The organism is Synergistaceae bacterium (assembly GCA_017444345.1).
Lineage (GTDB): Bacteria > Synergistota > Synergistia > Synergistales > Aminobacteriaceae > JAFUXM01.
The window spans coordinates 1-24,218 of record JAFSWW010000092.1; the positions used below are offsets into that span (position 1 = coordinate 1).

Genomic DNA, 24,218 nt, shown 5'->3' on the forward strand with positions numbered 1-24,218 from the left:
ATCCGGATCATATGACTCAAGAGAATTTGCGAGATTCTGATATAGTGTTGATGTTATATCTTGTTCGCTGGTTATTTCACTTGAAGGCGTTATATTTTCGTGTTCGTCATGTGATAAATCATGCGCAAAAATTTCACCCGTTATATTTTGCGCTTGTATAGTATCTTCACGAGAGAATAATATTTCCTGCTCGTCTAAAATATTTGCGTCATTGCCCGGAGTCTCTGTAATATTCTGCAGGTCGTGCGCATTTATAGCAGCATTAATCGGGGCGAGTAATAGTCCCGTCCCTGCGTCTTTGTTATTATTATTAAGCCAGTCCATTAAATCCTGCTTCAAATTACAAGCTCACCTTTTATATAATATTCTGGTTTAGTGATTTGTCAGTTTACCCCGATTTTATGAACTTGGCAACGTTAAGGCGTTCAGAACATGCTATTATTATGTATAAAAATTTTTCATGAAAGCATGTGATATTGAATGTCAAACATGACTATAAAGACTTCAAGATTTGGCGAGGTCGAATATAAACAGGAAGATTTATTATTTTTTCCGCGCGGTATTCCTGCATTTGAGACTATGCACGAATGGATTTTAGCAGGCAGTGATGACAGCGCAATTAAATGGCTTCAAAGCATTAACGACGGAGATTTAGCACTCCCAGTAACTTCACCCGACGCAATTCAACCGGATTATAACGCCCGAATCCCTGAAGATGAGCTAAAGATGATAGGCACAGTAAATCCCGCTGACCTTGCATTATTAATAGTCGTCTCGATTCCTCCTGCTGCTCCGTGGAACATGACGGCAAATTTACGCGCTCCAATTCTCATAAATTTAAAGACTCATAAGGCCGTGCAGGTTATAGCCCTCAATGAAGAGTACCCGATAAGACATGTTATATTCCCTGAAGATGTCCGCGAAAAAATGAAGGCTTCTGCTCAACCTGCTCAATTAAAGCAAGAAAACGGAGGCGATGAATAATGCTCGTCTTAAGCAGAAGAGTTAATGAAAGCATTCAAATCGGCACAGACATTGAAATAATGGTAATTGACGTTCGCGGCGATGTAGTAAGACTCGGAATAACTGCCCCGCAATCGACTCAAAGTTGGCGCAAAGAATTATGGGACGTAATCGTCAAAGAAAACAAGACAGCCGCAGAAGGTGTGAGATTTCCGGACTATAAAGCTGCGACCCGCCTGCCATTGTCGACATTCTCGAAACTCTCAAAGATTCCCACGGTTCATATTAATAATAGGATTGATGATAAAGAATGAACGATAAAAAAATTGCGGTTGTATTAGGCTCTGACAGTGATTTAAATATTGCTGAGAAGTGCGTAAAAGTGTTAAAGACTCTAGGGCTTGAGTTCACAGTAAATATAATTTCTGCTCATAGGACTCCGGAAAAAGCGCGGGAATTTGCCATTAATGCACGTGATAATAATTACGGCGTAATAATTGCCATTGCTGGGAAGTCTGCGGCACTTGCGGGCGTGTTAGCTGCTCATACAAGAGTTCCCGTTATTGGCGTTCCTGTTATGAGTCAAGATTTAGGCGGGCTTGATGCTTTACTCTCAAGTGTTCAAATGCCCCCGGGAGTCCCTGTTGCTTGTGTTGCCATTGACGGCGGGGCAAATGCTGCGTGGCTTGCTGCGAGAATCTTGGCCGTTAGTGATAATGATTTAGCGCAAAAATTAGAAATCGAGACTCAAAAAATGTCGGAAAGTGTAGAGAAAAAGAATCATGACATACAAGCGAAATTCATATAAAGACTCAGGCGTTGACGTTACAGCAGGTTATGAGTCAGTAAAATTAATGCGCTCCCACGTTGAACGCACGAAAATTGAAGGGGTTTTCTCTGATTTAGGAGGATTCGGGGGGATGTTCGCACTTCCTGAAGGACTCAAGAATCCCATTTTAGTGAGCGGCACAGACGGAGTCGGGACAAAATTAAAAATTGCCTTTGCACTCGATAAACATGACTCAATCGGGATTGACTGCGTTGCTATGTGCGTTAATGATGTGTTATGTTCGGGAGCCAAGCCGTTATTTTTTCTTGATTATATAGCTGTAGGCAAAAATTATCCGGAAAAAGTTGCGCAAATTGTCTCAGGTGTTGCAGAAGGCTGCGTGCAGGCAAATTGTGCGTTAATAGGCGGAGAGACTGCGGAAATGCCGGGATTTTACCCAGTTAATGAATATGATTTAGCCGGTTTTGCTGTCGGAGTAGTTGAGCGCGAAAAGATTTTGAATCCTTCAAACGTGAAACAAGGCGATATTATTATTGCTCTGCCTTCAACTGGTGTGCATTCTAATGGATTCTCACTTGTAAGAAGAATTTTAGCGGAACATGATTTCAAGCAATATATTAACGAGTTCGCTAAGAGTCTGGGTGAAGAGTTATTAACTCCTACAAAAATTTATGTCCGTGAAGTGTTGCCGGTTATCGATAAAATAAAATCAATCGCTCATATAACGGGCGGCGGCTTTTATGAGAATATCCCCCGGGCGTTCGGTGAAGGACTCGCGGCAAAAATCGAACTCTCAAAAATTAAGACTCTCCCTGTATTTGACTATATTATGAAGGCCGGAAATATCGAGCTTGACGAAATGTATCACGTTTTTAATATGGGCGTGGGAATGATTTTAATAATTTCGCCTGAAAATGTTGACGGGATTCTAAAAAATTTAAACGAGTCATATATAATCGGAGAAATAATTAATAACGAAAATGGAGGCGTAATTTTATGGTGAAAATTTCCGTGCTTGTCTCAGGAGGCGGAACGAATTTACAGGCCCTAATTGACTCGCAGAATAACGGGATAATTAAATCGGGTCAAATTGTGCAGGTTATCTCAAGCAATGATAAAGCATTTGCACTCGAACGCGCTAAACGTGCAAATATTCCCAGTGAAGTAGTGAGCTTGAAGGAGTCGGGCGAAAATTTTGAGTCAAGATTGTTAGACTCGCTTAAAAAATTTAGTCCTGATTTAATCGTCTTGGCCGGATTCATGCATATTTTAAGCAAAAATTTTATTGAATCCTGTAACGCAAAAATTATAAATATTCACCCGTCATTAATTCCTGCGTTTTGCGGCAAAGGCTTTTACGGTCTTCACGTTCATGAAGCTGTGTTGAATTCGGGCGCAAAAGTTACCGGAGCTACTGTTCATTATGTGAATGAGATTCCCGACGGAGGGCAGATTATAGCGCAGAAAGCAATAAATATTCTCCCTGATGATACACCGGAAAAATTACAGCGCAGAGTCATGGAATTTGCGGAATGGGTTATTTTGCCGCGTGCTGTTGAAGAAGTTTGCAGGAAAATACAGCCGAAAATTTTTGAGCCTTGTATGAAATATCCCGGCCGGGGAATTATAACGGGAATGACTGAGTCCGGACAAATTGCGCTCGCTTATTTCATTATGGGCCGCAGTCAGTCAAGCAAGTCAAGAATCTTTGCTAAATCTGGCGATGATTTAATTATTAAGCTCGTGAATATAAAGCAGGATTTTGACAGTTCGTTAATTCTTTATTCGCCGCTTAGAGTTCACGGAGAAAATATTATAGTAACTAACGGGGATCAGACTGACACGATTTATAATTTTTTGAACGAGTCAAAAACTTTTGAGCAGGCTTTGAGGACTCGCGAATATGAACCGGACGCACCCCACTATACGCCCAGAATCAGCGCGATTATTAACAAAGAAGGCTACACACAAAGCATTCTTAAACGTTCAGGGCGATTCTTTTTCGAGTATGAATTTAAAGCAGGAACAGGTCATTTAATTCACACTTATGATCATGACGTTATGAGGGATAAAATTTTGCCTTCATTCAGTGGCGAACCTAGAGAAGTAAAAATTTGCGATGATATAAATTTATTTGCTGATTCACTATGGGCGGAACTCAGCGAAGATTATAGAGTCGCGCTTTATGTGAGATTTTATGAGCCTGATTTATCGAGCTATACCGACAAATTATTTAATACACTGTGATAATTTGCATTCACGTAAAAAATTTTGCGGCATTTATTCGAGTCTGTAAAATATAACACGCTATATATATTAAAGGAGTGATTTATTCATGAACGAGTACAAATTAAAATATGGCTGTAATCCCGATCAAAGCCCAGCAAGAATCTTCATGAGAAATAATCAGGATTTACCGCTTGAGATTCTCAACGGCCGGCCGGGCTATATAAATTTTCTTGACGCTTTGAATTCATGGCAGTTAGTGAAGGAATTACGCAAAAATTTAAATCTTCCTGCTGCTGCGTCATTCAAGCATGTGAGTCCGGCGGGTGCTGCTTTAGGTCTTCCCTTAAATGACAATGAGCGCAAATTATTCTTTGTTGACGAGAAATTAAATATAAATGACTCGTTACTTGCTTGTGCTTATGCAAGGGCGCGCGGGACTGACAGGCTTTCTTCTTTCGGGGACTGGGTAGCACTTAGTGATAAATGCGACAAGATTACAGCTGAATATATACGCCGTGAAGTTTCGGATGGAGTCATTGCCCCTGATTATGAGCCTGAAGCACTGGAAATCTTGAAATCTAAGCGCAAAGGAAATTATGCCGTTGTCAAGATTGACTCAAATTATGAGCCTGAAAATTTAGAGACCCGCGACGTTTTCGGGATAACTTTTGAGCAGTCGAGAAGCACCGCCCCCGTTTGTGAATTATCAAAATTTGACTCTCTTGTTACTGTCTCGCAGATAATGCCGGAGTCCGCAAAACGTGATTTAATTCTTGCGCTGATAACTCTTAAATATACTCAGTCTAATTCAGTCTGTGTTACTAAAAACGGGCAGACACTGGGAGTCGGAGCTGGTCAGCAATCAAGACTTCATTGTGTAAAACTTGCATGTGATAAGGCAGATTTAAGAATTCTACGCGAACACCCGAAAATTTTAGATTTAGAATTTAATTCAAAACTTGGCCGGCCTGAACGAGACAACGCAATTAATGTAATTCTCACGACAAACAGCGGCATTATTTCAGATTCCGAGCGTAAAGAATGGCTTGCAAGTAATTCCGGCGCGTCACTTGGCAGTGATGCATTCTTCCCGTTCGCTGATAATATAGAACGTGCTTATTTGAGCGGCGTTAAATTTATTGCACAGCCGGGCGGATCTATTCGTGATGATTTAGTGATTAAGGCCTGCGACGATCATAATATTTCAATGGTAATGACGGGTAAAAGATTATTCCATCATTAATATATATAGCAGCAAAAAATTTTTCCTAATATTCTACTCCCACCCGCCCACCCTGCTACTTCGTAGCAGAGTAGAATAGGAGAAAAGCAAAATCTGTAATCACGCTATATTTATTATTTATTTATATAGAAGGGAGCAAATTTTTATGTCTATTAATATCGAACTTGACGAGAAACACGCGCAGAGACTCGAACTTGTCTGCAATGCGCTTGAACTTGATTCGGCCGGTGCAGTGTCAGAAGCAATTGATATTTTTTTCCGTAAACTCGTAACTGACGGCAAAATTCCCATTGAAGAGTCAATGTCCGGAATCAGCGACCCTAAAGACGAGAAAGATTACAAGCTCGAAGATATACCCGATATTGATAATGCTAAGAAATACGGGCTCACAGCAAAGGAACGCGCAGGACTCGGCAAATCAGCAGCAAAAAATTTGAATAAGGCCGAACAGGGCGACCCTGCAGCACAAAACGTAATGGGAACTTATTACGAGAGCGGCAACGGATTCGAGAAAAATTACGACAAGGCTATTTACTGGTACACTAAGGCGGCAAATCAGGGTAATACTAACGCTCAATATCATTTAGGAGTGCTTTATAACAAGGCAAAAGAGAATCCCCTCCGCGCTTATTTCTGGTTTGAAGTTGCGAGATTATGCGGCTTTAATATCACTCATATACATCAAGACTATATAATCAGGTTGACTGAAATGCTTTCAGCCCGGCAAATTAAGCTAGCTCAAGATGAGGCAGTCAAGAAAGTTAAATCAATAAAGGGAGGCGAATAATTTATGAATATTCTCATAATCGGCGGGGGCGGGCGTGAACACGTTATCGCAAAATACGTCGCAAAGAATCCCAGAGTCAAAAAATTATATGCTCTTCCCGGCAACGGGGGGATCTCACAAATTGCCGAGTGCGTTAATATTTCAGCTGAAGACATTGACGGAATCGTAAAATTTGCTGAGACTCATTCTATAGATTTCGCAATTGTCGCACCTGATGATCCCTTAGCACTGGGAGCAGTTGACAGGCTCGAGTCAATCGGCGTTAAATGTTTCGGCCCGTCTCAGAACGCAGCAATAATCGAGAGCAGCAAAATTTTCGCAAAAGAATTAATGACTCGTTATAACATTCCCACTGCAAAATATAAAGTCTTCACGAACTTAGACGAGGCTTTATCACATGCGGCTTTATCAGATTGTCCGATTGTAATAAAAGCTGACGGGCTCGCAAAGGGGAAGGGCGTTACAGTCGCTGAAAATTTCAAACAGGCAAGGGACGCTATTATTTCATGCATGAAGGATAAAGCATTCGGAGCGAGCGGGGAGAAAATTTTAATTGAAGAGTGTCTACGAGGCCCGGAAGTTACTGTTTTAGCTTTAACTGACGGCAAAACTATACTCCCGCTGATTTCGTCAATGGATCACAAAAGAATCTATGACGGCAACAAAGGCCCTAATACCGGCGGAATGGGAGTCGCTGCTCCAAATTTTTATTATAGTGATGAGATTGCAGACGAATGCATGAAAAAAATATTTCTGCCCACTATTAACGCACTTAATCAGGAAGGCCGCAAATTTAAAGGATGTCTCTATTTCGGGTTAATGCTGACTCGGGACGGCGCAAAAGTCATCGAGTATAATTGCAGATTTGGAGATCCTGAAGCTGAAGCCGTTTTGCCTTTGCTTGATTGTGATTTGCTAGATATTTTGCTTGCTGTACGTGATGAGAGATTGAACGAGCTTAATATAAAGTTTAAAGACTCTGCGTCTTGCTGTGTTATTCTAGCGTCAGGAGGTTATCCCGGCAAATATTTATCAGGCTATGAAATCGATTTCGGCGATGTTGATAAGATAGAAGGAGTCGAAATTTTCCACTGCGGGACAAAATTTGAAAACGGGCAATATTACACGGCAGGAGGGCGAGTCTTAGCTGTTAATGCAGTCGCGAATGATTTTCCTTCAGCAAGAACTAAAGCATATGAGGCCGTCAACTGCATAAAATTTGAAAATATGCGCTACAGGTCAGATATAGGAGCGAGATAATTTATCATGAAAGATTATAATCTCGAACGTTTTATATCGGCTCAAGAAAGTGATTATAATATCGCATTGAACGAGATAAAACACGGCCGGAAAAAGAGTCATTGGATCTGGTATATATTCCCTCAGCTTAGGGGATTGGGCTATAGCTATAATTCTGATTTTTACGGAATTGAAGACGTTGACGAGGCAAAAAAATATTTAGCTCATCCCGTTTTAGGCGCAAGATTACAGGAAATCACAAGGGCATTGCTTGAACTCAAAGAAAATGACGCTAATAAAATTATGGGCAGTCCCGACGATATGAAGCTGCATTCTTGCATGACTCTTTTTGCGTATATATCGGGGAATGACTCAATTTTTCACAAGGCAATAAATAAATTTTTTGCTGGTCAGCAGGACTATAACACTTTGCAGATTATTAACTCATTCAAGCCAAAGCCGCGAATTTTGCCGGAAAATAATAATTTATCGTGGGATTCTCGTAACTGGCTCAACAGATTAAATGATACTGCACCTGATTATAGGGCGTTAAATCGTGAAGTCTGGCAAAATACTTTTGCAATAGTTGAAGCTAATTATTATGAGTTATCAGACGATGAAAAAATTTTATTGCGCAGTGAAGACAACCCCCGCAAAGAGTCAAAATTTTACGAGAATGAATTTACAGCCAAGTTTGAGCCGCTCAATATTCAGCCTGAAATTGAAGTAGTGCCCGATGATTGTCTTGATGTCGCTCATAACTGGGTAAATCAGGGTCTCGAAGTCTGTGTGTTGAATCTCGCAAACAGGCATAACCCCGGCGGCGGTGTAGTTGGAGGCTCGGCAGCTCAAGAAGAATATTTATTTCACTGCTCGGACTACTACAAATTTTTATATATTTTCGCTGATTATGCCGAACGATACGGACTCAAGCGTTCAAAATATCAATATCCATTAGATAGAAGTTTCGGCGGAATTTATAGCCCCGGTGTAATTGTCTTCAGAGAAAACGAGTCGCGCGGATATGAGCTTATAAAATCTCCGTGGGAAGTTAATTTTATCGCAGTCGCCGGAATGGTAAACCCCGAACGGGAAATTATAAACGGTGAAGAGTATATTATTCCTGAATTAGTAATCGGCGTGAAAAATAAAATCCGTACAATTTTTAGAATCGCCTGCGAGAATAAGCAAAGAAATCTTGTTTTAGGTGCATTAGGCTGCGGCGCTTTTCACTGTCCACCCCGTCATGTTGCGCAGTTATTCGGCGAGGTTTTACGCGAAAATGAATTTAAAGGCGCGTTTAATAAAATTTGTTTCGCTGTCAAGAGTCATATAGATCCGGAAAAAAGCGAGAATTATATAATTTTCCGTGAAATTCTTGACGGTTTCAAGATAAATTAATGCTTGATTATGCTATGATTCAACTATCAAATTTTCACACACAAAAAGGGGAGTATTTATTATGCACAAAAAATTTTCTTTTGCAATAATTACAATAATTATTTCTCTTGTCATGAGTTCATGTGTTTACGGGGGAATCTTTACGCCCGGAACTTATGAAGGACGCGGCAAGGGTTACAGCGAAAATTCTGACGTAATAGTTCATGTTACCGTAGACGAGAATGCTATTACAAAAATTGAGATCGACGCTCCCGAAGAAGTCCCGTTTGGTGTGCCATTATTCGGCAAATACGGCGAGGCTTTAATCGGTAGGACTGATGGGCAGATTGACTCAGTAAGCGGCGCAACTATGACTCGCAATGGAATATCTGAAGCAGTAGAGAAGGCTTTATCACTTGCACGCGGAGAAAAGCCGGAAGATAAAGACAAGCCCGTTTCATTTACTCCCGGAACTTATGAGTCAGAGTCAGAAGGCTATAACGGCCCTGTAAAAATTAAAGCGACTTTCACAGCTGACAAAATGACAGGAATCGAAATAATTTCGCACAAAGAGACCGAACACGTAGGAGATATAGCTTTCACGTTTATGATTCCTGAAATGTTGCAGGCTAACGGCTCAGGAGTTGACGCAATCAGCGGGGCTACTTTCTCGACTAGGGCACTACGCAACGCAGTTAATAACGCGGCAGAAATGGCAGGCTGTACAAATATTGAAGCATTCAAGAAAGCGAAAATTATTCACAATGCACAGGACGATATAAAACTTGTTTATGATGTCGTAATAGTCGGTGCAGGCGGAGCAGGAGTCGCGGCAGGGGCTCAGGCAGCACAGGACGGCAACACAGTATTAATTCTTGAGAAAAACGCAGAAGTCGGCGGGAATACTCTAGTGTCAGGCGGTCAATATCAAAGTGTCATGCCCTATCTTGTATGGGACCCTAAAGATCCTGACGCTGAAACGGGGATTTTTGCTTTTAACGGTCAATCTTACCAGAAAGTTAAATCTGTTCAGGGCTGCATTAAAGAATTAAAGATGATTCTTAACTGGAACGAATCGCCATTTGACGCAGAATATTATAAGACTCATGAGTATGTAGCCGGAGACGCTGAAGAATTATCAAAACACGGTGTACACTCTGAATATTTGCCGGTATTGCAGGCTCTCAAGAAAGAAATCAAAGCCTATCTTGACTGGGCACAGCCTAAACTCGACGCAGGAATTCCAGAAAATAATTTGACGCTGTTCTCGACTCTGAATCTTCACATTTTCCAGACTTATTACGGCGGATTGAGACAAAGCGCAGATAAATCAACTTGGATTTATGGAAATGTCGATCTCGTCAAGCAATTTATTGAAGACGGTCAAGGGCTCAAAGAATGGCTCGAGTCAATGGGTTCTACTTTTCATGATGATACACAGCCCACTTTAATCGGCGCATTATGGTATCGTGAAAATGAATTCGTCGGTGCAAATGTTGACACTAACGGCGACGGCGTAAAAGAAGAATACAAAGGCCGCTGGGGAACTTTCTTTGTAGCTCCGATTAATGCAATGAAACAAGCTAATAAATTAAATCGCATTATGACTCGTACTACAGTGAATGAATTAATTTACGAGGGCGGGCGAGTTATCGGAGTCCGTGCTACAAGCTATGACGGCACAAAAATTACTGCTTATGCGGCAAAAGGTGTAATTTTAGCAACCGGCGGATATGCTGCAAATCTCGTTAAAGTTGTCGACGAAAATATTTATTGGTCACCTGAATATCTCTCAACAACTACTAAGACGACTAATAGATCAAGTTTACAGGGCAGCGGCATAACAATGGCTCAAGCAGTCGGCGCAAAAGTTACAGGCATGGGATTCACTCAATTAATGCCCATTTCTTGGATCGATAACGGCAATTTAGCATTTGGAGGCGGTAATTATGCTTGCTGGATTAATCCAAATACTGGACATAGATTCGTCGATGAGGGTTCAGAACGCGATGTACTTTCTTTAGCTGAATTCAAAAATGGAATGGACTACAAAGGCAGTAAAGGCGTTTTCTTAGAATTCTATAACGTTGAGCAGAAAATGCCCGCCCCGACTCAATTGCCTGAAACCGGCGATTATCCCGGGCGTTATTACAGGCGCAAAATTTCCGAGCTCCCCGAATTATTTAAAGAATTAGGAGTCAAAGCTGATCCTAAAGTCGTCGAGCAGACTATTAGAGCCTACGACAAAGCAGTAATGACTGGCGGAGAATTCCCCGACGTGGGCAAGGCTATAGCTTCACGAACTATCGGAAATGTAAGCAAGAATCCCGACGGAACTTATAATCTTGATAGTTATGATTTAGATAATACAGTTATGACTATTAGACTCATGGCACCGAGCACACATCACACAATGGGCGGACTTGTTGTTGATACAGGGCGGCACGTTTTGAATTCAGAAGGGCGCATAATTCCCGGACTCTACGCAGCGGGAGAAGTTACAGGCGGAATTCACGGCGGAAATAGACTCGGCGGAAATGCTATAGTTGAAATTTTTGTATCAGGCCGAACAGCAGCAAAGACTCTTAATGCCGAGAATCAATAAAAATTTTTCGTGAAATATTATTTTTTCAGGGAGCGCGGGAATTATTCTCGTTCTCCCATTTTTTTATCGCTTAAACTGTGAAAATTACCGATTGAATAATACCCCCCCCCCCCCCCTATAATTTACGCAAATACTTTATAGAAAAGTGGTCATAATCATGTCAACAGTAAAATATCAAAGTGTCTGCATTTATTGCGGTAAGGGCGGCTCTTCAACATCAATAAGCGAGAGTCTTGGTCAGCCCCATTCAAATCCTCCCAGTATAGGCGGCAGATGTCCATCAAGTCCGGACGGCAAGCATAAACCTAAATGGGTTAAAATTTAGCGCGTAAAAAAATGTTCGTGTGCAAAAAATGCGGCTCCTGCTGTGAGTTAATGAATTTCTTGCAGGCTCAAAATTTGCCGGAAATATCACAAATCGCAGCAGAGTTAAATAACGGCTCAGGAACTTGCAAATATTTTGACTCTGACTCAAGACTATGCAGAATCTATGACTCCCGGCCCATTATCTGCAACAACAAAAAATTTTATGAACAGAATCTAAAAAATGTCATGACACGCGAAAAATTTGACGAGATTTTAATATCTTCCTGCGAATCAATAAGGAGCGGCAATTATGAAAGATTACGCGAAAATTAATTTTTTACGAGACAAGAAAGCAGCTCAGGACGAGTCAAATTATCTGAAGCGGCTTATATCTGAAAATTTATATCCTAAAAAATTTATGATGCCTTTAACACTGCAATTTGAGCTTACTTCACATTGTAACGTCCATTGTAAGCACTGTTATAATTTATCGGGCGAGAATAATTCTAAACCTGATAGAATGACTCCCGAAAAATGGGTAAATTTTGCGCGCTATCTCGTCAATCACGGCGGAATCTTTCAGTGCGTAATTTCAGGAGGCGAGCCGCTTTTACTGGGTGATGACCTATTCGAGATCATGAATATTTTACACGATGACGGGACTATTTTTTGCTTATATCAAATGGATTATTAATGACTCCCGGAAAAGTTAAATCATTCGCGAAATATCGTTATAAATGGCTGCAAATTTCCATAGACGGGGCGACTCGTGAACGTCATGACTCTTTCAGGCAGAAAGCAGGGAGCTTTGACGCAGCTATTAAAGCAGTCTTCATGTTGTCAAGTGCGGGGATTCCTGTAATGATTGCGCACTCTGTAACACCTGAGAATTTATGCGAACTCGATAAAATGTGCTCGCTTGCTTATGAACTCGGAGCGGCGGGAATAATTTTAGGCGAAATAATGCCCAGCGGACGAACTTTTTTGAATCAGGAAATATTATTAAATCATGAGCAGAGAAATTTTTTACACGAGAAAATTAACGAGAATGCGGCCAAGTTCTCCGGAAAAATGCAAGTACAAAGAAGTTCACTCACAAAGATTCAATTAATGCGCTCACAAAATTCACCCATGACAGGAGCAATTATCAGACCCGACGGAAATATAAGACTCGATTGTGTAGCTCCGTTTGTTATCGGGAATGTTTTAGACGGTGATTTTTGCGAAATTTGGCAGAGTAAAGCCCATAATATTTGGAGCAGACCGGAAATTATTAATTATATTGACTCGTGGGACGATATAGACGAAATTAATCACGGAATCAAGAATTATTTTGACTCTGACATAATATTATAATTGTATAGGGAGGAAATTTTTTAATGAAGCAATATTCTAAACCTGAAGTAATTAGCAGTTCCAAGCCAGTTTTTGCGTTCCCTGCTGTAGGTCTTGCATTAATCGGAGGTTATGCGGCCGGCCAAGCTGTTAAGAAATTATTTGACGTAAACATGATAAATCGTGATAATTTGCTTGAACTTGAGCCCGTTATATCATGAATACTGCTTATAATATGCTGGAAAATTTTATTCCCGTTCGTAATGCCCTGAAAGTTAGAGAGGACGGAAATTTTTTAATCGCGGCAAATCACGAGAAGGAAATTTTTTATCTGAACTCTACGGCTCGTGAATTCTGGGAATTTATTGACGGAAATATAAATATTGACTCAATTTGCGAAAAGTTTTTATGCGAATATGATATTAACCGCGACTCACTGGAAAATGATTTAGTGAATCTTTTACGCGATTTACAATGGAAAAAGTTAATCAGGCTCAAAATAGGGGGTGATTTGTCATGAAAAAATATATAACTCCTTCAGTAATGGGAACTAGTAAAGGCGGATTCTTGATTCCGGCGATTGCTGGCTTGAGTGTTGCGAGTGCTTTTATTGCGGGGGCTGCTGCATCTATACTCAAGGGCGATAAAAGCGTCTCTGTTGATATGCCTTCAGGACTTGAGCCAATATACGCGAGTTAATAAAAATTTTGCAGCTTATAATATAATTTCAGGGAGAGTGAGATTTATTCTTATTCTCCCGTTTTTATTTAGGGAGTTATTCATGTAATATAAATTTTACGCATTATTCTACTCCCACCCGCCCACCCGACTGCTACGCAGCCGAGTAGAATAGGGAATTTTTTTAAGGAGGTCATTACTCTGGTACATAGAATTTATACGGAACGCAAGGACTCAAATAATATCGAGTCATTAACTCTATTGAACGAGATAAAAATTTTATCAGGCAATGAGAATATTTCACAAGTAAGAATCTTAAACCGTTATGATATTCAGGGCTTGAGCGATTCGGAATTAGACTCGTGTAAAAATTTGATTTTCTCTGAGCCCTTCACTGATAATATTATAGAAAATTTGCCCGGTGATTCTAATAAAATTTTAGCAGTTGAATATTTACCCGGACAATACGATCAACGAGCCGACTCAGCTGAACAATGCGCGGGACTCTTGCTGGGATTCAGGCCTGTTATTAAGACTGCGAGAATATATTTATTTTACGGGGAATTAAATAATTTTGACGCTGTCAAGAAATTTCTAATAAACCCGGTCGAATCTCGTGAAGCACAATTAAACGAATATGACTCACTTGATTTAAATTATTCGCGCCCTGATGACGTTAAAATTATCGATGATCTATTAAGCACTAAGGGACTCGCTATGAGCCGGGAAGATTTAGAATGCTGCAAAAAATATTTTGACTCGGAAAACCGCAAGCCCACCGCCGCAGAAATTAAAGTCTTAGATACTTACTGGTCAGATCACTGCAGGCACACTACTTTTTTGACGCATATAAACTCGGCAGAAATTCTTGATAATAGCGTGTCTAACATGTTCGCAAAATATTTAGAGATCCGCAAAGAATTAAATTACAGCCCCGATAAGCCGGTTACTTTAATGGACATAGCAACAATAGGAGCAAAATTTTTGAAGTCCCGCGGGTTGTTGCCTGACTTGGTAGACTCTGAAGAAAATAACGCCTGCACTGTGAAAATAAATATTAATAATGAGTCATGGCTTTTGTTATTCAAGAATGAAACTCACAATCACCCGACTGAAATAGAACCGTTCGGAGGTGCTGCGACTTGTATAGGCGGGGCAATTCGTGATCCATTATCGGGACGCGCATATGTCTATCAGGCAATGAGAATCACAGGAGCTGCTGACCCGTTTAAAGCAACTATGCCGGGCAAATTACCACAGCGGGCAATTATTACGAAATCTGCGGCCGGTTACAGCTCATACGGGAATCAAATCGGGATTCCCACGGGACTAGTCGACGAAATTTATCACGAGGGCTATAGAGCTAAGAGACTCGAAGTCGGAGCAGTTCTCGCGTCAGTTCCTGAAAAAAATGTGATTCGTGAAAGGCCGGAGTCGGGCGACTATGTTTTATTACTCGGCGGCAAAACAGGACGGGACGGAATCGGCGGCGCAACCGGGTCAAGCGTATCACACAGTTCTATATCTCTTGAGACTTGCGGGGCTGAAGTCCAAAAAGGTAACGCACCTGAAGAAAGAAAGCTGCAAAGATTATTCAGGAATCCGGAATTTACGAGACTAATAAAACGCTGTAACGATTTCGGGGCGGGCGGAGTAAGTGTCGCAGTAGGTGAATTAGCAGACGGGCTCGATATAGATTTAGACTCAGTTCCGTTAAAATATGCAGGTCTCGACGGTACAGAAATTGCAGTTAGTGAATCTCAAGAACGCATGGCCGTTGTAGTCAGTGAAAGAAATATAGAACGGGTAAAAAATTTAGCTCTGTCTGAAGATGTTCAGGCAAGTATTATAGCTCGTGTGAATAATTCAGGCAGTATGCGAATGACTTGGCGGGGTCATGAAATAGTGAATTTATCGCGCGAATTCATAAACTCAAGCGGTGCAGAAAGAAATATAAACGTGAAAGTCAATCAGCCTGTAATAAAAACTTGTGAGAATGATTATAAAACTTTTCAAGATAAATTATTTGCTATTCTCAAAGATTTAAACGTGTGCTCTAAACAAGGACTCTCAGAAATATTTGACTCAACGGTCGGGGCACACTCGTTATTAATGCCGTTCGGGGGCAAATTTCAGAAAACGCCGGCTCAAGCAATGGCAGCAGAAATTTTTACAGGTTCGCAAATATGTTCGCTGATGTCATACGGATTTGACCCGTTTATTAGCGAATCTTCACCGTTCAGAGGCGCATATATAGCAGTTCTTGACTCGTTATGTAAAATCATAGCTTCAGGGGGGAATCTAAAACATTGCTGGCTGACTCTACAGGAATATTTCGGCAAGCCCGGCTATAATCCCGAAAAATGGGGACTTCCTTTTGCGGCATTGCTGGGAGCTTTGAGGGCTCAATTAGATTTTAACGTTGCTGCAATAGGCGGTAAGGACTCAATGAGCGGCTCATTTGTTGATGATACGGGCAAAAATTACGATGTCCCGCCGACTCTTATTTCGTTTTGTGTGTGTGCTGCTGAAGTCGATAAAATTATTTCTCCTGAATTCAAGCGTGCAGGCTCAAACGTTTATATTTTGTCGCCCGATTATGACTCTGATAACTTGCCGACGCCTGACTCAATGAAAAATTTATTTGCTTTGATTCAAGAGTTAAACGCGAATCATAAAATTTTATCGTGCTACGTGCCTACATTCGGGGGGATTCACGCAGCAATATTTAAAATGTGTCTAGGCAATAATTTAGGCTTTGAATTCGAGAATAATAATTTATTAGATGACTCTAAACGCTGTAAATTTATAATCGAACTTGCTGACGAGAACGAGAATCTTTGCAGACTTGGCCGGGTTATTGAGACTCCGGAGATAATTTGCGATAATCAACGAGTGAATTTAAACGATGCTGCTAAAATTTATAACTCAACGCTTGAAAATATCTTCCCGACCGAAATAAATGACTCGTCAGTGATTCCTGATTTCGAGATAAATTCAGATATTCCCAGAGTCTTTTACTCGCATGAATCAAAATCTAATCCGAAATTTTTGATTCCGGTATTTAACGGCACTAACTGCGAATATGAGACAGCAAACGCAATTAATAACGCGGGAGGGAACGCGAAAATTTTTGTCGTGAAGACTCTAACGCCTGAATTAATGCAAGAGTCAGCCCATGAATTTGCGCAGGAATTGAGAGACTCTCAGGCTTTAGTGATTCCGGGGGGATTCTCTAACGGCGACGAACCCGACGGATCAGGAAAATTTATAGCTATTTTCTTGCGCAGTCCTGAAGTTCGCGAGAGTGTAGAAAATTTGATTGATTCTCGTGAGGGCTTAATTTTAGGAATCTGCAACGGATTTCAGGCTCTCGTAAAAACGGGCTTATTACCATTTGGCAAATTCACGAATCCTGAAGACTTATTTGCGACTCTGACATTTAACAAAATCGGCCGTCATCAGTCAAGAATTATAAGATCACGAGTCATATCAAATTATTCACCGTGGCTGCGAAAAAATAAAGTCGGTGAAGTGTATTCTATGCCGATTTCACACGGTGAAGGAAGATTTATCTGCAGTCATGAAATTTATAAATCTCTCATGAATTCCGGCCAAGTCGCGAGTCAATACGTCGATTTAAATAATATTCCCAGTATGAAGACAGAATTTAACCCGGCTGGCTCAAGTTTTGCGATTGAGTGCATTACTTCACCGGACGGGCGGATCTTAGGCAGAATGGGACATGTTGAGAGATTCGGCGCGAGTCTTTATAAGAACGTTGCAGGAAATTACGACACGAAAATTTTTGAGTCAGCCTGTGAATATTTCAGAAAGATATAAATTTTTTTGCGGGGGGAATTCATTTCTCCCGTTTAAATATTTTGCGAATTATACTTACAATTTTTGGCACAATTTTAAAGCGCGAATATAATAATAACGCTGTCAGTTCGTCCCTCAAATAAGAAAATATATCAATAATAAACAGAATTATTTTATGTATTAAAGATTTATGTTTGCCCCCCCCCCCCTACGTAAAAATACACATTCAAAAATTTAGCTTTCTTTTCGTGATTGAGCATATACACATTAAATAATCTCTCGGACATGAAAGCAGGCACACGAATTTGATACGGGCTATAATAAACCTGATAATTAATGCGTTTATCTATCTCGTCAAGCACAGCAAAAAGCCACTCGCAATAATCGCAAAAATCTTCATATTTCATGATAAACATATTGCGCGCAGAAAGTTTATTATGATTCATTATTTTATTAAATGCCGGGTAATATTCGCTGAATTGACTCGCGATAATATTTTCAAGAACTCTTAAATCCTCGCTGAAATGTGATTCATTATATTGAGTCGCTGCAGAAAAAGGAAAAATTTGCCTGCGAACTAGTATAATTTTGCCGCTCTCTAAAATATTTATTATTTGTTGAAGGTCAATCTTGTAATTCAAAATTTCGCTTTCAGGTTTATTAATTTCTTCAGTGAAAAATTTACTCTCGTCAAACGCAAAGAAACGCCGATAATGCATTAAGCCTATATATTTAATTTCAGAGTATAAAATTTTTATATTCTTCCATGCCCAGTAAAGAGCCGTCAACTCTGAATAATAGGGATTCTTTTCGCTGATGTTGTCGCATGGCCGGCCATTAAGTGAATTATCCGGCTGAATGTGTAAATCTAAGTCAGTGAGAGCCCGCCCGCAGTGAATCGGCAAGAAAATATTATTATCATTTTGCGGCATATTATAAGGTTTATGATAGCAGATTAAAATTTTTAACTGGTCAGCGATATTTTGCATAATAGAGTCCTTTCACTAATTATTTGAGTCGAGATTATATCATGAAAAAAAATTCCCGGTCATAACGGCCGGGATATTCGCTATTTTCTACCAGTAACAGCCATTATCTAATTTCTTATATCCCTTAGGTTTGCCTTCTAATGGCCTTATCCAGTTTTCATTAAACATTTTCACAAAGACATCCATTTGTTCCCAGCGCGCGCCTTTAATACCGAATAAAATTTGTGTAGCTCCGCCGAAAGTTATAGCTATTTTGCCGGCTGCTTTAAATTTTGCTGCTAGTGGAAAACCGTACGGGCCGCAGCCTAATATAGCTATATCAAAATCTTTGCTCATTGCCTCGTTATACATGAAATCAAGAGCCTCGAACCAGTCATTAAATCCTGAGTCTTTGCCGTCATCTAAGATCATAATTGAACGCTGTACCATAAGCTCAAATTTTGGAAGAATGTTTTTTCCCGGCCATATTAATTCGCGTCTTGCATATTGATACGGAATTGATTCAACAAATGGGCTGATTACTAAAACTTTTTTCCCCTCAAGTTTTGCGCTCCATGGATATTTTGAGAAATACGGCTCAATAGAACCGAGATTGCAATATTCCGGATTTTTGCCGTATGTCTTAAGCATATACTCTTCCATAGGATTCCAGATTCCCTGTAAATCGACATATTGTGTTGCCCATTTCATAATTTCTGCAAATTTTATGATTGTCTGTTTATCTTTTGGGAAAAAACCGGCTGCATCCTTCTTAGAAAGTCCTATAGGAGCTATAAATCCTTTTCCGTCATCACGAACACGCCAAATTTTAGAGAATTCTGCGCTGCCGTAACGTCCAACCATGAAAGGCTCCCCGCGTTCTATTGCTTCACCGATAAATATATTTGCCTCGTCAGTTGTGAGAATTCTTTTACCGTTAAAATGTGTCCTTTCTTTAAGTTTTATGCCTAATTTGCGGCATCTAATTCCATATTCTTGACGTGTATAATCCTTAAGAAAAGCGCGTAATTTCGCAAAACTGCACCGGCCAAGCAAGAAAGAGCCAATCACACAAGAATAAGTCGTTACTAAAATATAAACTTTTCGGGCAGCCTTAAATATTATATTCATGACTTATTCACCCGTCCCGTTAAAGCGCATAATTGAACCTGATACTTGATTATGTAAATTTTTCCTCGTCATTATTAAAGAATCTCCCACTAACTGAAATTTTATTTTGACGAGATTATATCACACAAGCAAATCCATAATTAAGCCATTTATTTAACGAGTATAATATAATTTTTTGTGCGTTATCATGAAAGCTGACTATCACACAAACAAATCTACAACAAGGCCATTTATAAGCGAATACGCAATCACGAATATAATATAACAAATAAATTTTTTTGCTCCGAGAACTATTTTCAGCGCACCCAAGTTCGTAATCTTTGTAGCCGGTCCCGTTATCATAAATGCCGACGCGCTTGCCATGCTCATACCATCAGCGAGCCACTGAATCAATAAAGGAATCGTCCCGCCCCCGCAAGCATATAAAGGCACTCCAATTGTAGCAGCCATGAGAACCCCGAATCCGTTTTTACGGCCGAATAACCGCGCAAATGACTCAGCCGGAACATAACGCATAAATAAAGCCGTCAAAAATATTCCCAGTAAAAAATATAGTCCCGTTGCTTTGATATTACGAGCAAAATTTTTTACATAGCGCATAAATAAATTTGAGTCCGTGTCATGATTCGCAATCTCATAGAAGCCTGAAAAGTTAAAGAAAGTCCGCCCCGTAATTCTTGAATATAAATTTACGCTCAAGCCCGCGAATATCCCGCACATAAAGCAAGATAGAATCCTGATAATTAAAGCCGTCTGACCCAGTGCCGAACTGTAAATTATTAACTGCGGATTTAATAATATAGACGCCATCATGAAAGACGCAAGCCAGTCTTCACGCATTCCCTTCTCGTAAAATGACGCAGCAATCGGAATCGTACCATACATGCAAAGGGGCGACGCAATACCCAGAATACAAGCCGGAATAATCCCGAACACGCTCAATTTTTTATCACGGAGGGAGGCGAAAAGCTCGTGAATCTTATTTTTGCCGAATACTGACACAAACGAGCCGATCGCCATTCCTAACAGCCAGTAAATATAAATCTGTTCAAGCTGTAACGTGAAGTAATACCAGAGATATATAAATTCTCTCTGAAAAATTTTAGTCATTCTTTAGTCAATATTTACTAAATCATAAGTGCGTGAACCGAGTCCGATTTCTGCGGCGTGTTCGAGAGTGTGAATCCCGTGTCTTGACTCCATTCGATTAATTAATGATTTGCCGTCCGGAGCTTTATACACTAAATCAACGCAGGCCTGATCTAACGCAACAGGATCAAGCGAGCCGAGAATACCTATATCATGCATATCAGGAGCTGCCGGGTTTCCGTCGCAATCACAGTCTACGCTTAAATGATTCATGACGCTTATATACATAATTTTTTGTCCGCTGCCTAAACTGTCAGAAATTGCCTTAGCTGCCTCAGCCATTGACTCAAGAAAATCGTCCTGCTTGTCGTACCAAATACTGCCGGACTCTTTTGTGCCTGCTGTGTGAATTATAACTTTTCCGCGAGGTGAAGCGATTCCGATTGAAATATTTTTGATTGCGCCTCCAAATCCTCCCATTGCGTGGCCTTTGAAGTGAGTCAATACAAGCACAAAATCATAATCTTTAAAGTGTGAGCCTACAACATCATGTTTTAAATGTTTGCCGCCGTTCACTGGTAAAGAAATTTCGCCCTCTGAGTCTAATATATCGACCTTAGCAATTTTCGTGAATCCGTGATCTTCTGCGACTTGCATGTGCATTGCTGTAGCTGATCTTGATCCCCCGTAAGCTGTATTGCCTTCGATTATTGTGCCGTTGACTTTTTTCACAAGTTCCCCGATTAAGTTCGGCGATAAATAGTGAGTGTTGCCGGCTTCACCGGTGCTGAGTTTTACTGCGACATTTCCTGATGCTGCCCGGCCGAGTGCGTTATAAATTGCCATGATTCCCGCCGGAGAAATATCTTTAGTGAAATAAACTTTTGGATTTGCCGCAAATGATATACTTGCGAGCGCGAGAATTAATAATACTGCGATAAATAATTTTTTCATGTTATAAAAATTTCCTCCTGATTTAATCATAAAAATTTTTCGTGTGAGTAAACATAAACGATAAAGCCCGCTTTAATTCAATACGTGAAATTGCGTGATGAGTCATTAAAATTTTTTTGCATAGATAACAAAATTTTTTGCTTTGTAAATGCTTGCAACTGAATTAATTAACTCAACTTTTTGTATTAGTAAATGTATTAGTAAAAATTTATATTTGCCCATGAAAAATTACGAGAAAATTTTATTTTTTTGTGTATTAGGGCGTATTGACTCGTGATTGCTTAAAGTTGTAAATTTATGCCATTCTCGTAAAAACCAGCTTCATAATTTTAGCAAATATTTAATTAACAAAGGAGTGTTATTTGAATGAACATTAGCAAGAAAAAATTTTTTATAGCGTTATTGTTAGCCGCAATATTAACGAGTTCAGCATTTGCAGAGATGGCGCAAAATTTTAAACTCGTCAACAACAGCGGCAGAACTTTTCGTCGTGTATGGGTCGGCCCCTCGTCTAATAGAAGATGGAGCGATGCGGATAAAGTAAACATGAATCCCCTTAAAAGCGGCTGGCACACTACGATAAATTTTCACAATCACAAACGCCGTAATGTTCGTTACTGGGATTTACGAGTCGATTTAACTAACGGCAAAAAATGGGAGTGGCACGATCTTGATTTATTCGAGATTTACGAGATTGAGATTGACAGCTACGGGACTGCGCATTATTCACGGTAAAATAAAAAATTTTAGTCCCTCATGAGCGAATCACGGGGGACTATTTAATAAATTCACCTAATCAAGATATTTTTTCAGCACAGCACGAACAGCTCCCGGCCCTGCGTTTAACTCGTTATAAAATTTTTCGACCTTATCGCCGAGTCCTGCTTCATAAAGATTAACTCCGAAAATATTTGCGTTGCTCAAAATTTCGTGAAGTCCGCCAGTTTTCTTGAGTTCAGCCTGTAGAGTCGCAAGCATGGGATCCGAACTTACTTCCATAGTTTGGCCTTTATCGTCAGTGCCGCCGAGATAACGCAGCCAGCCCGCTAATGCCAAAGGAATCGCCTTCAATGATTTAATATCGAGTGATTTATCAGCCGCATAACTCTTTAAAGTTTCGCCGAATCTCACCGGAATTTTTTGGCTCGTGTCAGTTGCTATTCTTTGCGGAGTGTCAGGCATGAATTGATTCGGGAGTCTTTCTCCTACAACCTCATCAATAAATTTTTTAGGGTCTAAGATTTTCGGGTCAGTAACAACCGGCAATCCCTCTTTATAGCCTATCAGCTCGACGAGTTTCTTTAATTCGGGGTCGCTCATTTCGTCCGCAATTTTCTTATAGCCCAGTAAGCAGCCATATACAGCCAACGCAGTGTGCAACGGGTTCAAACATGTTGTAACTTTCATGCGCTCGGTCTTGTTCACTGTATCGCGGTCAGTCATGTAAACTCCGGCTTTATCGAGGGGCGGGCGGCCATTCGGGAATTTGTCTTCAACTACTAAATATTGCGGGGCTTCAGCATTCACGAACGGTGCTATATAAGTATTTCGATTCGTAATTACCGGGCTCATATTTTCGACTCCGAGTGATTTTAGCTGATTCTCGACTACTTCAGACGGGCGCGGGGTGATTTTATCAATCATTGACCACGGGAATGAAACTTTTGACTCGTCGCTGATCCATGAGAAAAATTCTTTATCAGCGAGTCCGTTGTCTACCCATGATTTAGCGATTTCGAGAACGCTTGCACGTAATTTTTCGCCGTTGTGTGAGCAGTTATCCATACTTACTACTGCGATAGGTTTTGCGCCTGCCTTGAATCTCTCAAGCAATAACGAGGCTGTAACGCTCATTGCGTGCTTAGGTTTTGCCGGGCCTGCTTTCATGTCGGAAATTACAACCGGCATTAATTCCCCTTTCATGTCTCTTAATGCGTAACCTTTTTCAGTTATAGTATAACTTACCATTTGAAGCGAGGGATTTACGAAAATTTTGCGCAATTTCTCCCACTCTTCAGAGTCTGAACTATCTGCGCGGATTCCTTGAGCGATTGAGGCAATAATATTTTTATCGAGTTCTCCCGATGCCCTTAGAGTTACCATGAGAGTCAAATTATCGAACGGGTCATAAATTTTTTTGATTATCTCATAGTCAAAAGTTTCGGCCGCTATTATTCCCGTATCAGCAAGTCCCTTGTCAAGTAAATCCTGCTGTAACGCCGCAATAAAGCCCCTGAAAATATTACCAGCTCCGAAATGAACCCACGTAGGATTCTTTGCTGTTAAGTCGCGCATTTTCTGAATGTCATTTTTGGGGAGTCTGATTCCGGCCTCTTCCCATTTTGAACGCTCAGAAAGTCCCTTCAGATTTAATTGCATAGTTATAAATTACCTCCTTGAATATATATTAATAAATCGTGTAGTAATTCTAGCAAGAAAATTTTACACATGCGAGGGATAAATTACGGGCGGGCAGATATAACGGAAAATTTTTACACGAACGAGCGAGAAATGTCGGGGGGCGGGCGGGCGGGAACTACTCAATATTTACGAGCGACTCATTAATGACCGGTGCGGGCGAATACAGCGAAAAATTTTTTACACATATGAGGGCGGGCGGGCAGGTGCTGATTAATATAGCGGGCTATAAAATTTTTTGTTACGTCATGAATTCTGAAAAAATTTGCTTGAACGTGTAA

Annotated in this window: 25 protein-coding genes; 19 read left to right on the plus strand and 6 right to left on the minus strand. The window is 40.4% G+C overall.

The annotated features are described in order from the left end of the window. Nucleotides 1-339, minus strand: a 339-nt coding sequence (locus IJS99_06830; GenBank protein ID MBQ7561530.1) for a hypothetical protein, incomplete at its 3' end; no start/stop codon positions are given. A 141-nt stretch (nucleotides 340-480) separates the two neighbouring features. Here IJS99_06830 and IJS99_06835 point away from each other — a divergent pair. The 18 genes from IJS99_06835 (at nucleotide 481) to IJS99_06920 (ending at nucleotide 17,398) form a co-directional block, all read left to right on the plus strand. Then, complete coding sequence (locus tag IJS99_06835; protein MBQ7561531.1) at nucleotides 481-984, plus strand: flagellar assembly protein FliW; 504 nt, start codon at nucleotides 481-483, stop codon at nucleotides 982-984. Further along, nucleotides 984-1,277, plus strand: coding sequence for a carbon storage regulator CsrA (gene csrA / locus IJS99_06840; protein MBQ7561532.1), 294 nt, complete (start codon nucleotides 984-986; stop codon nucleotides 1,275-1,277). Before IJS99_06835 ends, csrA begins: the two co-directional genes overlap by 1 nt. After that, entirely contained in the window at nucleotides 1,274-1,771 is a 498-nt protein-coding gene (purE, locus tag IJS99_06845) for a 5-(carboxyamino)imidazole ribonucleotide mutase (GenBank protein MBQ7561533.1), read from the plus strand. The genes csrA and purE overlap by 4 nt, the downstream gene beginning before the upstream one ends. Further along, nucleotides 1,746-2,756 (plus strand): phosphoribosylformylglycinamidine cyclo-ligase, encoded by a 1,011-nt coding sequence (locus IJS99_06850; protein ID MBQ7561534.1) that lies wholly within the window; start codon nucleotides 1,746-1,748, stop codon nucleotides 2,754-2,756. The genes purE and IJS99_06850 overlap by 26 nt, the downstream gene beginning before the upstream one ends. Continuing rightward, the gene (locus IJS99_06855) at nucleotides 2,750-4,000 is read left to right on the plus strand and encodes a phosphoribosylglycinamide formyltransferase (protein ID MBQ7561535.1); all 1,251 of its coding nucleotides are present in this window, start codon (nucleotides 2,750-2,752) and stop codon (nucleotides 3,998-4,000) included. The genes IJS99_06850 and IJS99_06855 overlap by 7 nt, the downstream gene beginning before the upstream one ends. A gap of 88 nt (nucleotides 4,001-4,088) precedes the next feature. Continuing rightward, the gene (locus IJS99_06860) at nucleotides 4,089-5,225 is read left to right on the plus strand and encodes a phosphoribosylaminoimidazolecarboxamide formyltransferase (protein MBQ7561536.1); all 1,137 of its coding nucleotides are present in this window, start codon (nucleotides 4,089-4,091) and stop codon (nucleotides 5,223-5,225) included. Between the two features lie 145 nt (nucleotides 5,226-5,370). Continuing rightward, nucleotides 5,371-6,012, plus strand: coding sequence for an SEL1-like repeat protein (locus IJS99_06865; protein ID MBQ7561537.1), 642 nt, complete (start codon nucleotides 5,371-5,373; stop codon nucleotides 6,010-6,012). A 3-nt stretch (nucleotides 6,013-6,015) separates the two neighbouring features. Continuing rightward, nucleotides 6,016-7,272 (plus strand): phosphoribosylamine--glycine ligase, encoded by a 1,257-nt coding sequence (gene purD / locus IJS99_06870; GenBank protein MBQ7561538.1) that lies wholly within the window; start codon nucleotides 6,016-6,018, stop codon nucleotides 7,270-7,272. Between the two features lie 6 nt (nucleotides 7,273-7,278). Further along, entirely contained in the window at nucleotides 7,279-8,652 is a 1,374-nt protein-coding gene (locus IJS99_06875; protein MBQ7561539.1) for a TIGR02452 family protein, read from the plus strand. Between the two features lie 61 nt (nucleotides 8,653-8,713). Then, nucleotides 8,714-11,236, plus strand: coding sequence for an FAD-dependent oxidoreductase (locus IJS99_06880; GenBank protein MBQ7561540.1), 2,523 nt, complete (start codon nucleotides 8,714-8,716; stop codon nucleotides 11,234-11,236). A gap of 157 nt (nucleotides 11,237-11,393) precedes the next feature. Beyond that, nucleotides 11,394-11,561, plus strand: a complete 168-nt coding sequence (locus tag IJS99_06885) for a hypothetical protein (protein MBQ7561541.1) — start codon at nucleotides 11,394-11,396, stop codon at nucleotides 11,559-11,561. Nucleotides 11,562-11,620: 59 nt separating this feature from the next. Then, a complete protein-coding gene (locus tag IJS99_06890; protein MBQ7561542.1) occupies nucleotides 11,621-11,875 on the plus strand; it encodes a YkgJ family cysteine cluster protein in 255 nt (84 codons plus the stop codon). Further along, nucleotides 11,853-12,236: a radical SAM protein gene (locus IJS99_06895; GenBank protein ID MBQ7561543.1), complete on the plus strand. Its 384-nt coding sequence runs from the start codon at nucleotides 11,853-11,855 to the stop codon at nucleotides 12,234-12,236. Before IJS99_06890 ends, IJS99_06895 begins: the two co-directional genes overlap by 23 nt. After that, nucleotides 12,212-12,898, plus strand: coding sequence for a radical SAM protein (locus IJS99_06900; GenBank protein MBQ7561544.1), 687 nt, complete (start codon nucleotides 12,212-12,214; stop codon nucleotides 12,896-12,898). Before IJS99_06895 ends, IJS99_06900 begins: the two co-directional genes overlap by 25 nt. Nucleotides 12,899-12,921: 23 nt before the next feature. Further along, a complete protein-coding gene (locus tag IJS99_06905; GenBank protein MBQ7561545.1) occupies nucleotides 12,922-13,098 on the plus strand; it encodes a hypothetical protein in 177 nt (58 codons plus the stop codon). Continuing rightward, a complete protein-coding gene (locus IJS99_06910; GenBank protein MBQ7561546.1) occupies nucleotides 13,095-13,397 on the plus strand; it encodes a PqqD family protein in 303 nt (100 codons plus the stop codon). The genes IJS99_06905 and IJS99_06910 overlap by 4 nt, the downstream gene beginning before the upstream one ends. Next, nucleotides 13,394-13,576 (plus strand): hypothetical protein, encoded by a 183-nt coding sequence (locus IJS99_06915; protein MBQ7561547.1) that lies wholly within the window; start codon nucleotides 13,394-13,396, stop codon nucleotides 13,574-13,576. Before IJS99_06910 ends, IJS99_06915 begins: the two co-directional genes overlap by 4 nt. Before the next feature lie 93 nt (nucleotides 13,577-13,669). Beyond that, entirely contained in the window at nucleotides 13,670-17,398 is a 3,729-nt protein-coding gene (locus IJS99_06920; GenBank protein ID MBQ7561548.1) for a phosphoribosylformylglycinamidine synthase, read from the plus strand. Between the two features lie 167 nt (nucleotides 17,399-17,565). On the opposite strand, the gene IJS99_06925 is transcribed toward IJS99_06920, so the two are convergent. The 4 genes from IJS99_06925 to IJS99_06940 all read right to left on the minus strand — a co-directional run bounded on the left by IJS99_06925 (nucleotide 17,566) and on the right by IJS99_06940 (nucleotide 21,519). Beyond that, nucleotides 17,566-18,366, minus strand: a complete 801-nt coding sequence (locus IJS99_06925; protein ID MBQ7561549.1) for a DUF4422 domain-containing protein — start codon at nucleotides 18,364-18,366, stop codon at nucleotides 17,566-17,568. A gap of 87 nt (nucleotides 18,367-18,453) precedes the next feature. Continuing rightward, a complete protein-coding gene (locus tag IJS99_06930) occupies nucleotides 18,454-19,476 on the minus strand; it encodes a hypothetical protein (GenBank protein MBQ7561550.1) in 1,023 nt (340 codons plus the stop codon). Between the two features lie 201 nt (nucleotides 19,477-19,677). Then, nucleotides 19,678-20,586, minus strand: coding sequence for a permease (locus IJS99_06935; GenBank protein MBQ7561551.1), 909 nt, complete (start codon nucleotides 20,584-20,586; stop codon nucleotides 19,678-19,680). A gap of 3 nt (nucleotides 20,587-20,589) precedes the next feature. Further along, a complete protein-coding gene (locus IJS99_06940) occupies nucleotides 20,590-21,519 on the minus strand; it encodes a DUF362 domain-containing protein (protein MBQ7561552.1) in 930 nt (309 codons plus the stop codon). Nucleotides 21,520-21,885: 366 nt separating this feature from the next. Between IJS99_06940 and IJS99_06945 the strand changes: the two genes are divergently transcribed. Continuing rightward, the gene (locus IJS99_06945; GenBank protein ID MBQ7561553.1) at nucleotides 21,886-22,254 is read left to right on the plus strand and encodes a hypothetical protein; all 369 of its coding nucleotides are present in this window, start codon (nucleotides 21,886-21,888) and stop codon (nucleotides 22,252-22,254) included. Between the two features lie 57 nt (nucleotides 22,255-22,311). Here IJS99_06945 and IJS99_06950 read toward each other — a convergent pair whose 3' ends face one another. Further along, nucleotides 22,312-23,898: a mannitol dehydrogenase family protein gene (locus IJS99_06950; GenBank protein ID MBQ7561554.1), complete on the minus strand. Its 1,587-nt coding sequence runs from the start codon at nucleotides 23,896-23,898 to the stop codon at nucleotides 22,312-22,314. Nucleotides 23,899-24,218 lie beyond the last annotated feature (320 nt).

Bases quoted from the DNA above. Each gene is read 5' to 3' on its own strand.
- IJS99_06835 (MBQ7561531.1), top strand. From the start codon at position 481: ATGTCAAACATGACTATAAAGACTTCAAGATTTGGCGAGGTCGAATAT.
- csrA (MBQ7561532.1), top strand. From the start codon at position 984: ATGCTCGTCTTAAGCAGAAGAGTTAATGAAAGCATTCAAATCGGCACA.
- purE (MBQ7561533.1), top strand. From the start codon at position 1,274: ATGAACGATAAAAAAATTGCGGTTGTATTAGGCTCTGACAGTGATTTA.
- IJS99_06850 (MBQ7561534.1), top strand. From the start codon at position 1,746: ATGACATACAAGCGAAATTCATATAAAGACTCAGGCGTTGACGTTACA.
- IJS99_06855 (MBQ7561535.1), top strand. From the start codon at position 2,750: ATGGTGAAAATTTCCGTGCTTGTCTCAGGAGGCGGAACGAATTTACAG.
- IJS99_06860 (MBQ7561536.1), top strand. From the start codon at position 4,089: ATGAACGAGTACAAATTAAAATATGGCTGTAATCCCGATCAAAGCCCA.
- IJS99_06865 (MBQ7561537.1), top strand. From the start codon at position 5,371: ATGTCTATTAATATCGAACTTGACGAGAAACACGCGCAGAGACTCGAA.
- purD (MBQ7561538.1), top strand. From the start codon at position 6,016: ATGAATATTCTCATAATCGGCGGGGGCGGGCGTGAACACGTTATCGCA.
- IJS99_06875 (MBQ7561539.1), top strand. From the start codon at position 7,279: ATGAAAGATTATAATCTCGAACGTTTTATATCGGCTCAAGAAAGTGAT.
- IJS99_06880 (MBQ7561540.1), top strand. From the start codon at position 8,714: ATGCACAAAAAATTTTCTTTTGCAATAATTACAATAATTATTTCTCTT.
- IJS99_06885 (MBQ7561541.1), top strand. From the start codon at position 11,394: ATGTCAACAGTAAAATATCAAAGTGTCTGCATTTATTGCGGTAAGGGC.
- IJS99_06895 (MBQ7561543.1), top strand. From the start codon at position 11,853: ATGAAAGATTACGCGAAAATTAATTTTTTACGAGACAAGAAAGCAGCT.
- IJS99_06905 (MBQ7561545.1), top strand. From the start codon at position 12,922: ATGAAGCAATATTCTAAACCTGAAGTAATTAGCAGTTCCAAGCCAGTT.
- IJS99_06910 (MBQ7561546.1), top strand. From the start codon at position 13,095: ATGAATACTGCTTATAATATGCTGGAAAATTTTATTCCCGTTCGTAAT.
- IJS99_06915 (MBQ7561547.1), top strand. From the start codon at position 13,394: ATGAAAAAATATATAACTCCTTCAGTAATGGGAACTAGTAAAGGCGGA.
- IJS99_06925 (MBQ7561549.1), bottom strand. From the start codon at position 18,366: ATGCAAAATATCGCTGACCAGTTAAAAATTTTAATCTGCTATCATAAA.
- IJS99_06930 (MBQ7561550.1), bottom strand. From the start codon at position 19,476: ATGAATATAATATTTAAGGCTGCCCGAAAAGTTTATATTTTAGTAACG.
- IJS99_06935 (MBQ7561551.1), bottom strand. From the start codon at position 20,586: ATGACTAAAATTTTTCAGAGAGAATTTATATATCTCTGGTATTACTTC.
- IJS99_06940 (MBQ7561552.1), bottom strand. From the start codon at position 21,519: ATGAAAAAATTATTTATCGCAGTATTATTAATTCTCGCGCTCGCAAGT.
- IJS99_06945 (MBQ7561553.1), top strand. From the start codon at position 21,886: ATGAACATTAGCAAGAAAAAATTTTTTATAGCGTTATTGTTAGCCGCA.
- IJS99_06950 (MBQ7561554.1), bottom strand. From the start codon at position 23,898: ATGCAATTAAATCTGAAGGGACTTTCTGAGCGTTCAAAATGGGAAGAG.